Here is a 12,885-nt window from a genome sequence, read left to right on the forward strand (position 1 = left end):
TGTTTATGCGTTTGGCGCTCAAGAGGGATCGTCCCAGGGCACCTCTTCAGACGATGCGTCTACCTTGGCCTTGGCCGCGGATTTTGCCGTTGTCTTCTTGGCTGCCGTTTTCTTAGCAGCAGGCTTCTTGGCGGTGGTCTTTTCCTCACCGTCCTTGGCCGCTGCCTTTTTGGTTGTTGTCTTTTTCGCCGTGGTTTTCTTGGCGGCCGCCTTTTTCTTGGTGCCGCCCTTGGCCGCCTTAGCCGCGATCAGATCCACAGCCTGTTCCATGGTCACCGCTTCCGGAGCGGTGTCCTTGGGTAGCGTCGCATTGACCTTGCCGTGCTTGACGTAAGGCCCATAGCGGCCGTCATAGACGTTGACCGGTCCGCCTTCGGTTGGATGCTCGCCAAGCTCTTTCAGCGGGGTTGCTGCAGCACCCCGGCGTCCGCCACCCTTGGCGCGTTTTTCTGCCAGGGCATCGACTGCTCGGTTGATGCCGACGGAAAACACCTCGTCCGGCGAGGAGAGGTTCGCATAGGTGCCGTCATGCAACACGAACGGGCCATAGCGTCCAAGTCCGGCCGTGATCATCTTGCCGTCTTCCGGATGCTCGCCGACTTCGCGTGGCAGCGACAGCAGCTGCAAAGCCTTTTCAAGATCCATGTCCACGGCCGACCAGCCCTTGGGCAATGACGAGCGTTTCGGCTTGGCCTCATTGCCGAGCTGAACATAAGGGCCAAAGCGGCCTGTGCGCAGCGAGACTTCCAAGCCGGTTTCCGGATCTTCACCGAACACCTTCGGGCCGTCATCGGCTTCGCCGTCTTCGCCGTTCGGCTTCCCCAGCTGGCGGGTATAGCCGCATTCCGGATAGTTTTCACAGCCAATGAAAGCGCCCCAGCGGCTGACTTTGAGCGACAGCCTTCCGGTGTCACAGGCCGGGCACTTACGGGCATCGGAGCCGTCTTCCTTTTCCGGGAAGATGTGCGGCCCGAGCAGCTCATTCAGTGCATCGATGACTTCCGCAACGCGTAGATCCTTGATCTCGTCAACGGAGCCTGAGAAGGCCGTCCAGAAGTCTTTCAAGACATCCAGCCAGGACAATTCGCCTGCGGAAATCTTGTCGAGCTGTTCTTCCAGGCTCGCGGTGAAATCAAATTCGATGTAGCGCTGGAAGAAGCTTTCCAGGAAGGCGGTGACAATCCGGCCCTTGTCCTGCGGCACTAGCTGCTTTTTTTCCAGCTCCACATACTCCCGGTCGCGCAGGGTTTGCAGCGTTGAGGCATAGGTGGACGGGCGGCCAATGCCGAGCTCTTCCATCTTCTTCACCAGGCTCGCCTCGGTGTAGCGCGGCGGCGGGGTGGTGAAGTGCTGGGAGGATTCAATCGGCTCTGCGGTGCCGTCGATGGAGGTCGCGGTCAGCGCCGCGCCCTGATCAACGGCCGGCAGGCGCTTGGAGCCTTCATCATCATCATCGTCTCGGCTTTCCTGATAAAGCGCCAGGAAACCGTCGAAGCGGACAACCGAGCCGGTCGCGCGCAGATTTGCACGCTTGCCGGAGCCGTCCGCAAGAATTTCAATCGTGGTGCGCTCAAGAACGGCCGATTCCATTTGGGAGGCCATGGTCCGCTTCCAGATCAGCTCATAGAGTTTGGCCTGATCCTGGTCGAGGAACGCCGCGACATCTTTCGGGCGGCGGGCCAGATCGGTCGGGCGGATCGCCTCGTGGGCTTCCTGCGCGTTCTTGGCCTTGGAGGAGTAGGCGCGTGGCTTTTCCGGAACGTATTTGTCCCCAAAATCCTGTCCGATGACCGAGCGGGCCGCGGCAATCGCTTCGCCTGCAATCGAGACGCCGTCAGTACGCATATAGGTGATGAGGCCGGAGGTCTCGCCGCCGATGGAAATGCCTTCATAGAGCTTTTGAGCAACCTGCATCGTGCGCGAGGCAGAGAAGCCGAGCTTGCGAGACGCTTCCTGCTGCAAGGTCGAGGTGGTAAAGGGCGCTGCCGGATTGCGCTTGGCCGGCTTGGAGGCAACGCTGTCAACCTTGAAGCTGGCGCTTTCCAGCATCGTTTTGATGGCGCTGGCTTCGTCGCCCGTCTTGATGTCGAGGCGGCCAATTTTCTTCCCGTCAAAGCCGGTCAGACCTGCCTGGAACACATCGCCGGCCGGTGTCTTCATCCCAGCGAAGATCGACCAGTATTCCTGGGGGTTAAAGGTCTCGATCTCCATTTCCCGGTCGCAGATGAGGCGGAGCGCCACAGACTGCACACGGCCGGCAGAACGGGCGCCCGGCAGCTTGCGCCACAGAACAGGAGACAAGGTAAAGCCTACCAGATAGTCGAGCGCACGGCGGGCGAGGTAAGCGTCGACAAGCGGTGTATCCAGCTGGCGCGGATTATCCATCGCCTCAAGGATTGCCTTTTTGGTGATCGCGTTGAACACCACCCGCTCGATCTGCTTGTCTTTCAAAACGCGCTTTTTCTGGAGAACTTCCAGAACGTGCCACGAAATCGCTTCCCCTTCGCGGTCGGGGTCAGTTGCGAGAATGAGGCGGTCGGCATCCTTGACCGCGCTGGCGATTTCGCTCAGCCGCTTCTGGGACTTGCTATCGACCTGCCAGCTCATGGCAAAGTCTTCGTCGGGTTTGACCGAACCGTCTTTGGGGGGCAGATCCCGCACATGACCATAAGAGGCCAGAACGGTATAATCCGAGCCCAAATACTTGTTGATCGTCTTGGCTTTCGCCGGCGATTCCACAATGACGACGTTCATTCTTACCCAAAATTTTTGTGCCGGGACGGAAGAGTTTGCCCGGGAGAGAAGCTGGTTTTGTGGCGCAGACGATCACGGATCATGCGCCGCGTGTCAAATGGACCTTTGCGCGACCGGGGTCAAGCTGTCCGTTTTGCAGACAGGTTATACACTGACATATATGGGGAAAATATCCTTACAAAAGCAGCGATATTTTATTGCCGCGGTGCCGTTCCAGACGTCCCGCAAGTTCCAGCTCCAATAAAATGATGTGCACCATCCGCGGCGGCACGTCCGCAAACCGGATCAGTTCGTCCAGATCGACTGGTGTGGGGCCAAGGGCAGAGATGATGCGGGCGCGCAAGCTCTCATCCGGTTCCTGAGCGACCGAAAAGAGGTCCTTGTCCGGTTCATTCAAGTCCTGATCGAAGGGCAGGACAGGTTCGATCCGGCCGCCGAGATCCTCCAGAACGTCTTTGGCGTTTGTCACCAATGCTGCGCCCTGGCGGATGAGGCTGTTGGCCCCGTCCGAGCGCGGATCAAGTGGGGAGCCGGGAACTGCGAAAATGTCCCGGTTCTGCTCCAGCGCAAACCGCGCCGTGTGAAGTGATCCGGATTTCTTGGCCGCTTCGATTACGATCACGCCGAGCGAAACACCAGAAATCAGCCGGTTGCGTCGGGGAAAATCGCGCCCGCGCGGTTTCCAACCAAACGGCATTTCGCTGATCACCGCGCCGCCAGTTTGAAGAATTGCCGCAAGGAGGCGGTCATGATCACTCGGGTAGAGCACATCTACTCCGCCGGCAAAGACAGCCACGGTCCCCGTTGAAAGCGCTGCTTCGTGCGCAGCAGCATCAATGCCGCGGGCAAGACCGGAGGCGATGACGAAATCAGAGGTTCCAAGATCCCGGGCGAACATTGCGGCGAGTTTCCGGCCCGACAGCGAGGCATTGCGGGCCCCGACGATCGCCAGCGTCTTGGGCCGGGCCGTGACGGATCCCCCCTTTACGGACAACAGCGGCGGCGGGCCGTCGATGTGCCGCAGGTGCGGCGGATACTCCGGCTCGCCAAGGGCCACAAGGCGGGCACCGGACCGGACGTGGGCCTCAAGTTCGGCTTCGGCGTCGTCTTGTGTGCAAAGCCAGTAGCTTTTCTTGCCGCCCCGCCTGGAGAGCTCTGGAAGACGTTCTAGAGCTTTTTCGGCAGACCCGGTGTGGTTCAGAAGGTCACGGAACGTGGTGGGGCCAACATTTTCAGAGCGTATTAAACGAAGCCAGGCAAGACGCTGGGCCTCCGAGAGGCGAAGGGTTTTATCGTCCGCCAGCCGGCTCACCCGTCTCCCGGGGGCGGCTCGGATGCCGAAGCCTCTGCCGGTTTCGATTTCTTGCCGATCTTGCTCTCCTGTCCTTTGAGGAGCCGTCCGATATTCTCGTGATGCTTGGCCCAGAGCAAGAGGGTGAGCACCAGAAACATCTCGCCCAGCTGATACTGGCTGAAGCCGAAATACAAAATAATGGGCGTGACGGCCGAGGCGGTCAGCGCGGAGAGGGAGGAATAGCGGAAAACAAAAGCCATACCGACCCAGGTGAGGGCCGCGATCAGGAACATCGGCCAATAAAGGCCAAGCAGAATGCCAAGATAGGTGGCAACGCCCTTGCCGCCCTTGAATTTCAGCCAGAGCGGGAAGAGGTGACCCAAAAACGCGCCGAAACCGGCAATCAAGGCTGTATCCGGCCCAAATCGGGCTGCAATCAGAACCGCGACCGTACCTTTCAGCCCATCGCCCAGAAGCGTTGCGGCCGCCAGTTTCTTGCTGCCGGTGCGCAGCACATTTGTTGTGCCGATATTGCCGGAGCCGATCTTCCGAATATCGCCATGCCCGCCAAGTTTTGTCAGGATCAGACCAAACGGAATGGTGCCAAGCAAATAGCCAAAGGCGAGGGCGGCCAGATAATAGGGCCAGGCAAACTCCCAGCTGATCGGATCAGGCATTTTTCGGTGTTTCTTCCCATCCAGAAAACATTGCTGCTATCGATAACAGTCATCGCGGTATTTGCGCACAACTTATAACCTTGCCATCTTGCAGGGCAATTCCAGATTTGGAATTCATGTAAAGCACGAGCGAAATCTGGAGAAAACCCGTGAGCCTGACAGATGTGGACTGGTCGAAATTGCCGGCACCAGAGGATGACGGTACGGCTGCGCGTGTTGAGGGTGTAGCGCTGCCTCCGCTGGAATTGGCGGCTACGGACGGCAGCAAGTTGCAGCTGGCGGATCTAACCGGAACCAGCGTGATTTACATCTACCCCAAGACAGGGCAGCCGGGCGTGCCGTTGCCGGACGGCTGGGACATGATCCCCGGTGCGCGAGGCTGCACGCCGCAGTCCTGTGCATTCCGGGATCATTTCAAAGAGCTTTCGGCCCTCGGGGCCACTCATATCTTCGGTCTGTCCACCCAATCGACCGCCTATCAGGTGGAGGCCGTCGAGCGGCTTCATTTGCCGTTTCCGCTGTTGTCGGACGCGGATCTGACCTTTACGCGTGCCCTTGATCTGCCGTCCTTCGAAGCCGATGGTCAGACGCTTTTAAAGCGCCTGACGTTGATCGTTCGGGACGGCGTTGTGATCAAGGCGTTCTATCCGGTATTTCCGCCCGACCGGAATGCTGCCGATGTCATGGCGTGGTTGGAGGAGAACCAGGCCTGACATCAATCAGACGATCACTTACCCATGCGCAAAGACGGTTTTTCCGCCGACCACGGTGCGCATCACGCGGCCGGAGAAGCGGGCGTCTTCGAACGGGGAGTTCTTGGAGCGCGAACGGATGGCGCTCTTTTCCAGAACCCAGGGGCGGTCGAGGTCAAAGACAATGACATCGGCCGGCGCGCCTTTTGAAAGACGTCCGGTTTCCAGTCCAAGCCGGTCTGCCGGATTGCATGTCATCGCTGCAAGCAATGTTTTCAGTTCCACTTGTTCTGCGTGGTACAGGCGCAGGCTCGCCGCAAGCAGGGTTTCAAGGCCAATCGCGCCGTCTTCAGCTTCCGCCCAGGGGTGGCGTTTGGTTTCCACGTCCTGCGGGTCGTGATTGGAGCAGATGATGTCGATGGTCCCATCTGCAATCGCGGCGATCATCGCCTGCCGATCGTCTTCATCGCGCAAGGGCGGCGACATCTTAAAGAAGGTGCGGTAGGCACCGATGTCGTTTTCATTGTGCGTCAAGTGATTGATCGAAATCCCTGCCGTGATGTTCAGCCCCCGGCCTTTCCCGGTGCGGATGATATCGGCGCTGTCAGACGTCGAGATCAGGTTCGCATGATATTTGCCCTTGGACATGCCAACGAGACGCAGATCGCGCTCCAGCATGATGATTTCAGCCTCGCGCGGCACGCCGGAGAGGCCCTTCCAGCTTGCATTGAGCCCGGCGTTCATGACGCCGCCGGCAAGGGCAGGGTCTTCGGTGTGGTGGATCACAAGCGCATCGAAATCGCGGGCATAGGTCATGATCCGGCGTAAGATTTGCGGGTTCTGCACGGACTTGTGGCCGTTGCTGAAGGCGACCGCACCAGCTTCCTTCAACAGCCCGATCTCGGTCATTTCAACGCCCTCAAGACCCTTGGTTAGGGCGGCAAGCGGTAGAACGTTGACGCTCGCCGTGTCGCGGGCACGCCGGTGGATGAAGTCGACCAGCGCTGGATCATCGATCACCGGATCGGTGTCCGGCATGGTGCAGATTGTAGTGATGCCGCCTGCTGCAGCGGCTTCCGAGGCGCTTGCGAGCGTTTCGCGGTGTTCTGCGCCGGGTTCTCCGACCGACACGCACATGTCGATGAGGCCCGGGCAGGCTATGGCGCCCTTGCAGTCGATGAGTTCGGCGCCGTAAGGCGTGCCCTGATTGGCGGCTTCCGGCCCGGCGGCAAGGATAGTGCCGTCGGCGATGATGATCGATCCGGGGGCGTCCAGATCCCGCGCCGGATCAATCACTCTGGCGTTTGAGAGAACCAGAGGTTTGGGTGTGTCGAGTGCCACGGTGTTTGTCCTCTGGGGTTCAAGCTGTTGGTAGGTTGTCGGCGAGCGCTTCAAGCACGGCCATACGTACGGCAACGCCCATTTCGACCTGTTCGCGGATGAGGCTTTGCGGCCCGTCGGCGATTGCAGGGTCGATCTCGACACCGCGGTTCATGGGGCCGGGATGCATGACGAGCGCATCGTCCTTGGCGTGCGACAGCTTCTCCGCATCAAGACCATAATAGCGGTAGTACTCCCGGACGGACGGGATGAAGGCCCCGTTCATGCGCTCGCGCTGCAGGCGCAGCATCATGACAATGTCCGCGCCTTTCAGCCCTTCGCGCATGTCCTGATAAACCTCCGCGCCCATTTGGGCGATCCCGGAGGGCAGGAGCGTGGACGGGGCGATCACCCGGACCCGGGCACCGAGCGCGTTCAACAGGATGATGTTGGAACGGGCAACGCGCGAATGGGCAATGTCGCCGCAAATTGCCACCGTCAAACGGGCGATCTTGCCCTTGTGACGGCGGATGGTCAGTGCGTCGAGCAGCGCTTGTGTCGGGTGCTCATGCGGGCCGTCGCCGGCATTGACCACCGCGCAGCCAACCTTCCGGGCCAGCAGATGAACCGCGCCGGCTGCATGATGGCGGACTACCAGCAAGTCCGGGTGCATAGCATTGAGGGTCGCAGCCGTGTCGATCAGGGTCTCGCCCTTTTTGACCGACGACTGGGAGACCGCCATGTTCATGACATCCGCGCCAAGACGTTTTCCGGCCAGCTCGAACGAGCTTTGTGTGCGCGTCGAGGCTTCGAAGAAGAGGTTGATCTGTGTTCGGCCCTGCAGCACATGCTTGCGCTTGTGCACTTGCCGGGAAATCTCCACGGCCTCTTCGGCACGGTCCAGAAGGCCCAGTATTTCGTGGGGGTGAAGACCCTCAATGCCCAGCAAATGACGATGGGGGAAAGGGTTGTCTCGATAGGATTCTTGCTCGCTCATCGAGATCATCTTCTTAAGGTGGAACGGGGCTGCACACAAGGCCGGAATCAGGTCTCTGCCCGCTGTCCACATGCAGACTAAGACTTTGATCAAATGGTCAAATTCGAAAGCGGTGCATTTTTCAAACTGACCAAGCGTCAATCGGCCCGCGTGCGCACTGCACAACGGTCGGTGGTTGCATTGATTTCCACTATCTTGTTACGCTTACGTAAACTGACAAGGGCAGTAAAGTGCTCATCGGGAGGAGGAAACGTCATGGCAAACCATCTGAGCGAAGCTGTCCAGACCTCAAGCGACGCCGGGGTGGAAGCCTTTGCAACGCATGACGTTTTCAACCAGGCCCCACCATATGGCGGGTCCAATCTGGCGGCGGGTGATCCGCTTCTTTTGGCTGCAGTCTCCGGGAATGTTTCAGCCGGGGAGTTGAAGGATGTCCTTGCTCATGGCGCCGAGGTGGGAGTTGAAGCGTTTCTGGAGCTCGGGCGGCAGGCGAACATCCATCTCCCCGCCCTTAAAACCCATGACCGCCATGGCCGCCGGTCGGATCAGGTCGAATTCCATCCGGCCTATCATGATCTGATGGCGCACAGCTTTTCTGCCGGGTTACACAGCGCGCTGTTGGACGGCGGTGTATCGACCCAAGTCGCGCGCGCTGCCAAGTTCTTGCTGACGTCACAGGCTGAAACGGGGCACACATGCCCGATTACCATGACAAACGCGGCAGCGGCTGTAATGACGCGGTATCCCGATGTTTGTGCAGACTTTTTGCCGAAGATGCAAACCGGAACCTACGATCCCCGTTTCCTCCCGATGCATGAAAAAACCGGCATCACCATCGGCATGGGCATGACGGAAAAGCAGGGCGGAACCGATCTCCGGGCCATTTCCTCGACGGCCGAGGCTGGCAATCATGGAAGCTACGCGATTACTGGGCACAAGTGGTTCTTCTCAGCTCCCATGTGTGATGCATTCCTTGTGCTGGCAAAGACAGCAAATGGACCGAGCTGTTTTCTGATCCCGCGGATTTTGTCCGACGGCCGGGTCAATGGCCTGCGTTTTCAGCGCCTGAAGGACAAGCTCGGCAACAAATCGAACGCCTCCTCAGAAGTCGAATTCCATCGCGCGGAGGGATATCTGCTCGGCGACGAGGGGCGGGGCATTGCAACCATCATCGATATGGTGACGCCGACCCGGATTGATTGTGCGTTGGGCTCAGCCGGGCAGATGCGGGCAGCGCTCAGCCGTGCCGTCCACCACTGCCGTCACCGTAAAACGTTCGGTGCCTATTTGATCGACCAGCCGTTGATGACCGCAGTCCTCGCCGACATGGCACTGGATGTGGCTGCAGCCACGGCGCTGTCCTTGCGCCTTGCGCGAGCGGCAGCGAAGGCAGAGGCAGATCCGGTTGAGGCTGCTTATGCCAGGTTGCTGACCCCTGCGATCAAGTATTGGATCTGCAAGACGGGGCCTGCCTTGACTTACGAGGCCATGGAGTGTCTGGGCGGCAATGGTTATGTCGAAGATTTTGATATGGCCCGTATTTACCGGGATGCGCCGGTCAATCCGATCTGGGAAGGATCTGGCAATGTCATGGCGCTGGATGTTCTGCGTGCGCTCGGCCGCCATCCCGAAGCGCCAGACCTTGTGCTGGGTGAACTCTCGAAAAGCGGGGGTGCGTCACTGACTGCGGCGTGCAGCGGCTTGCCCAACCTTGCCGCGCAGGCGCTGGCAGATCCGGCTCATGCCCGAGTTTTAACGGAACGCTTTGCCCTGACAGCAGCTGCTGCAGCTTTGAAGGAATTGCAGTTGGATGATGTTGCAGATGCCTTTGCAAAAACGCGGCTTTCTGGCGGTTGGCGCTCGACCTACGGCATTCTGCCGGCCGGCATTGATGCTGCGGGCATTGTTGAAACCCTTTATCCGCCGGCAGCTTAAGTAAAGAGCAGAAGTGCTAGCGGGATGGTCACGGTCGCGGCGAGTGTCTGCAGCGTGATGATTTCGGCCATCAGTTTGGCATCCCCGCCAAGCTGGCGGGCGAGGAGGTAAGAGTTGCTGGCGCAGGGCACGGCTGAGGCGATGATGATGACGGTGAGTGCCTGGCCGGTCACGCCATAAAGGTTCGCAAACAGGTAGGCGAGCAACGGCATGAAGACCGGCCGCAAAAAGGTGCCCATTGTGAGTGCGGGGCCTGGACGGCGGAGTGAGCTTAGATCCAGTCCAGCACCCACACAGATGATGCCGATCGGCAGGGCGGCCTGCGCGAAAATCTCCAGCGTATCATCAACGATTGTCGGCATGGTCAGACCGCTGAGGTTCATCAAGACGCCGGCAAAAATCGACAGGATGAACGGATTGGTGAAAAGGTCTTTGAGGATCTTTGAAAAATTCGGTGTGGTTCCGCTGGCATACCACGACAGGACAACGATGCTGGCGCCGTTCAGGATGGGGATCATGAACACCATCGCCACCGCCAGCATGGCGAGTGCCGTTTGACCGCCGATGTTGGCGGCTAGCGCAAGAGCGATCATGGCGTTCCAGCGCAAAGAACCCTGGAAGATCGAAGTGAAACGGACGGCTGGGATACCCCAGATCCTCTCGATCAATGTCCGCGCGGCAAGCAGCGCAACAGCAAGCGTAACGATCGCAGACAAGAGAGCAGCACCCATGTCGAAGGTCGGGACGCTTGAAAAGTCGGCGAGAGCTATCGTGCGAAACAGAACGGCTGGGAACAAAACGAAATAGGCAAGACGTTCGACGCCCACCCATTGTTCGCCGCTGATCAGATTGGCGCGCGCGAGCAGGTAGCCGGAGGCAATCACGAGGATGACCGGGGCGAGGGCGAAGAATATCATTTGCATAGGAAAAGGGTTTTCATCAGATCGCGCCGGTCACCAGCAGATCTGGCGTCCGGCGCTGAGGAGGGAAAAAGATCAGGTGTCGAGTCCCATGAAACCGAGCCGGTCGAGGAAGCCTTGAAGGATGTAGGCGGCGGCCATCTTGTCGACGACTTCGGCGCGTTTGGCCCGGCTTGAATCCGCTTCGAGAAGTGTTCGGGTCACTGCAGCTGTCGAGAGGCGTTCGTCCCAGAAAGTCATGGGCAGATCGGTCTTGGGCGCGAGGTTTCGCGTAAAGGCCCGTGTGGCTTGCGCGCGCGGGCCTTCCGTGCCGTCCATGTTGAGCGGAAGACCGAGCACGAGACCTCCGACACCCTGTTCGCTGCAGATCTTCAAGAGCTGCTCGGCATCCAGTGTGAATTTCTTCCGCCGGATTGTCTCCATCGGGCTCGCAATACCGCGGCCGAGATCGGAGAGCGCAAGACCGATGGTCTTTGTGCCAAGATCGAGGCCGATCAGTCGTGTGCGGTCTGGAACCGCGGCAATGAAGTCTTCCAGGGAAAGCGTGGGGTCGTTAGCCATGGCTGGCCTTTATCAGCAAGGGCGCCGCCAATCCAGTCTGTTGTTGAAGATGGAAGAAGTTTACAGGCTTGGTCAGTGGCACCGACGTCTCAAACCGTCGATCTTAAGCGCGGACAAGGCCTTCACCTCAGCAAAGTTTCTCAGGCAAATTCAACAAAGTATGCGACACCTTCGTAGGAGTAGTGACCCAGCGTTTGTATGATCGAATCCCGTTCGGCTTCAGAGACGGTGTAGAAATGAGTTCCGTTGGATGTGTTGTAGAACCTGTAGAGCGCCTGTCCGCCGTTGCTGTCATCCGGCGATGCGAAGTAGCTGATCCCTTCCAGCGAATAGCTCGGCAATTGTTCCAGCACCGTATCGCGCTCTGCCTCTGACGCGGTGTAAAAATGAACACCGGTGTCTGAGTTATAAAATCGATACACGGCCGTTCCATCACTTGCAGCGACGTTGCTGTCGTAACTGTTGCCCTCGTAGACGAAGCTCGGCAGCGTCTCGATCACCGCGTTGCGCTCTTCAATGCTCGATGTGAAGAAATGTGCGCCCGTGTCGGAGTTGTAGAACCGGTAGATCTGAAAAGCGCTGTTGTCCGTGTCAGACGGCTCGATCAAAGCGGTTGATATGTCGAGTGTGGCGCCGGAGAACTGGATCGTTTCAAAGTTTGCCGTGATGTCCCGGCCATCCCGGTTGGCAACGGTATCGGCCACCATGATCCGTCCGTCGCTGCCAGTGAATATGGCATATTGTTCCCGGGTTCCCGAAAACACGACAGTATCGGTACCGTTACCGCCATCAAGGACATCATCTCCAAGGCCGCCGGTGAGTTGATCATTGCCATTCCCGCCGAACAAGCTGTCATTTCCAGCCGTTCCTTGAAGGATGTCATCTCCGTTCGTTGTTCCAAAGGTGCTTTGCCATAGATCGGCACCAATCAGTACAAGATCCCAATCCTCTGGTTCGACGACGGTTGTCGCTGCGAGCTGATCAAACCTTGCTTTGAAGACTGCCAGACTGCTCGGCTCGGTTTCCAGAAAATGCGCTGTAGTTTCGCGGATGGAGCCAAACCGGTTTGCGACTGAAGTGATCATCGCAAGAGCCGATGCGTAATCCGGATGGCTGCTGTTGAACGCAGTACCTGTGCCCCAGCGGTCTTCCATTGTGTTGAGAAAGGTTGTCAGCGTTGGGAGCAGCGAACTCTCGATATAAAGCTGGCTGTATTGATCGACGATGTCCCGAGCGTACTGCTTGTCAAAAATGGTGTCGTTCAAAAAGGCCCGGTCTGCAGCATATGTGGACGCAAGGTCTGGATTTAAGTCCGGCCGGCTGGCACCGACATATTGGCTCAAATGCGTGAATTGAGAGCTTGTCAGGCTGCCGGTGTCGCGTGCTGTCTGCAGGATCGATGTCAAAGCAGACTGCGCAAAACTATTGGATCCGGCATCCAGCTGCACAATGCCAAAGGAAAAGCCGCTGTTGTTGCCACCCTGACTTTGGCCCAGAAGCGAATTCGGGACAGCTAAGGAAACCCGGTAAACCGTTGCGGAGTTACCGGCGTGTTCGGTGCCCAGCAGGATCTGGAAAATTTCTTCTGAAGAAAGTTTTGCCATGTCAAATAGTTTGAGGATTCAGTCTCTTATGCAGCGAGGCCGCATTGATTGGCCAAGTCACGAGCGATAGGTCCAATCACACACTGGCACGGCGCAGTTGAAATTCAGTTTCCTGCTTAAAGAGAGTTTTC

The 12,885-nt window shown here is 58.5% G+C and carries 10 protein-coding genes; 2 read left to right on the forward strand and 8 right to left on the reverse strand.

Annotation, left to right across the window (positions count from 1 at the left end; genetic code table 11):
• Nucleotides 1-18: 18 nt before the first annotated feature.
• The 3 genes from topA to plsY all read right to left on the reverse strand — a co-directional run bounded on the left by topA (nt 19) and on the right by plsY (nt 4,725).
• A complete protein-coding gene (gene topA, locus RBB44_RS14515) occupies nt 19-2,754 on the reverse strand; it encodes a type I DNA topoisomerase (RefSeq protein WP_306148431.1) in 2,736 nt (911 codons plus the stop codon).
• 175 nt (nt 2,755-2,929) lie between these two features.
• Nucleotides 2,930-4,066, reverse strand: coding sequence for a DNA-processing protein DprA (gene dprA, locus RBB44_RS14520; RefSeq protein ID WP_306148432.1), 1,137 nt, complete (start codon nt 4,064-4,066; stop codon nt 2,930-2,932).
• Entirely contained in the window at nt 4,063-4,725 is a 663-nt protein-coding gene (plsY, locus tag RBB44_RS14525) for a glycerol-3-phosphate 1-O-acyltransferase PlsY (protein ID WP_306148433.1), read from the reverse strand. Before plsY ends, dprA begins: the two co-directional genes overlap by 4 nt.
• A 149-nt stretch (nt 4,726-4,874) precedes the next feature.
• Here plsY and RBB44_RS14530 point away from each other — a divergent pair, with 149 nt between their 5' ends.
• Nucleotides 4,875-5,438: a peroxiredoxin gene (locus tag RBB44_RS14530; protein WP_306148434.1), complete on the forward strand. Its 564-nt coding sequence runs from the start codon at nt 4,875-4,877 to the stop codon at nt 5,436-5,438.
• An 18-nt stretch (nt 5,439-5,456) separates the two neighbouring features.
• On the opposite strand, the gene RBB44_RS14535 is transcribed toward RBB44_RS14530, so the two are convergent.
• The gene (locus RBB44_RS14535) at nt 5,457-6,758 is read right to left on the reverse strand and encodes a dihydroorotase (protein ID WP_306148435.1); all 1,302 of its coding nucleotides are present in this window, start codon (nt 6,756-6,758) and stop codon (nt 5,457-5,459) included.
• A gap of 19 nt (nt 6,759-6,777) precedes the next feature.
• A complete protein-coding gene (locus RBB44_RS14540) occupies nt 6,778-7,734 on the reverse strand; it encodes an aspartate carbamoyltransferase catalytic subunit (RefSeq protein WP_040452157.1) in 957 nt (318 codons plus the stop codon).
• Nucleotides 7,735-7,989: 255 nt separating this feature from the next.
• Between RBB44_RS14540 and RBB44_RS14545 the strand changes: the two genes are divergently transcribed.
• Entirely contained in the window at nt 7,990-9,669 is a 1,680-nt protein-coding gene (locus tag RBB44_RS14545) for an acyl-CoA dehydrogenase family protein (protein WP_306148436.1), read from the forward strand.
• On the opposite strand, the gene RBB44_RS14550 is transcribed toward RBB44_RS14545, so the two are convergent.
• The 3 genes from RBB44_RS14550 to RBB44_RS14560 form a co-directional block, all read right to left on the reverse strand.
• Complete coding sequence (locus RBB44_RS14550) at nt 9,666-10,592, reverse strand: AEC family transporter (protein WP_306148437.1); 927 nt, start codon at nt 10,590-10,592, stop codon at nt 9,666-9,668. The two genes, RBB44_RS14545 and RBB44_RS14550, sit on opposite strands and share 4 nt — an antisense overlap.
• Nucleotides 10,593-10,664: 72 nt before the next feature.
• Nucleotides 10,665-11,150: a Holliday junction resolvase RuvX gene (gene ruvX / locus RBB44_RS14555; protein WP_306148438.1), complete on the reverse strand. Its 486-nt coding sequence runs from the start codon at nt 11,148-11,150 to the stop codon at nt 10,665-10,667.
• A 140-nt stretch (nt 11,151-11,290) separates the two neighbouring features.
• On the reverse strand, nt 11,291-12,754 hold the full coding sequence (locus RBB44_RS14560) for a hypothetical protein (protein ID WP_306148439.1): 1,464 nt from the start codon (nt 12,752-12,754) through the stop codon (nt 11,291-11,293).
• Nucleotides 12,755-12,885: the final 131 nt, after the last annotated feature.

This window comes from Roseibium sp. MMSF_3247 (assembly GCF_030733765.1).
GTDB lineage: Bacteria > Pseudomonadota > Alphaproteobacteria > Rhizobiales > Stappiaceae > Roseibium.

Excerpts from the sequence above, each read along its gene's own strand:
- topA (WP_306148431.1), bottom strand. The coding sequence starts at position 2,754 with ATGAACGTCGTCATTGTGGAATCGCCGGCGAAAGCCAAGACGATCAAC.
- RBB44_RS14560 (WP_306148439.1), bottom strand. The coding sequence starts at position 12,754 with ATGGCAAAACTTTCTTCAGAAGAAATTTTCCAGATCCTGCTGGGCACC.
- RBB44_RS14540 (WP_040452157.1), bottom strand. The coding sequence starts at position 7,734 with ATGAGCGAGCAAGAATCCTATCGAGACAACCCTTTCCCCCATCGTCAT.
- plsY (WP_306148433.1), bottom strand. The coding sequence starts at position 4,725 with ATGCCTGATCCGATCAGCTGGGAGTTTGCCTGGCCCTATTATCTGGCC.
- ruvX (WP_306148438.1), bottom strand. The coding sequence starts at position 11,150 with ATGGCTAACGACCCCACGCTTTCCCTGGAAGACTTCATTGCCGCGGTT.
- RBB44_RS14545 (WP_306148436.1), top strand. The coding sequence starts at position 7,990 with ATGGCAAACCATCTGAGCGAAGCTGTCCAGACCTCAAGCGACGCCGGG.
- RBB44_RS14550 (WP_306148437.1), bottom strand. The coding sequence starts at position 10,592 with ATGCAAATGATATTCTTCGCCCTCGCCCCGGTCATCCTCGTGATTGCC.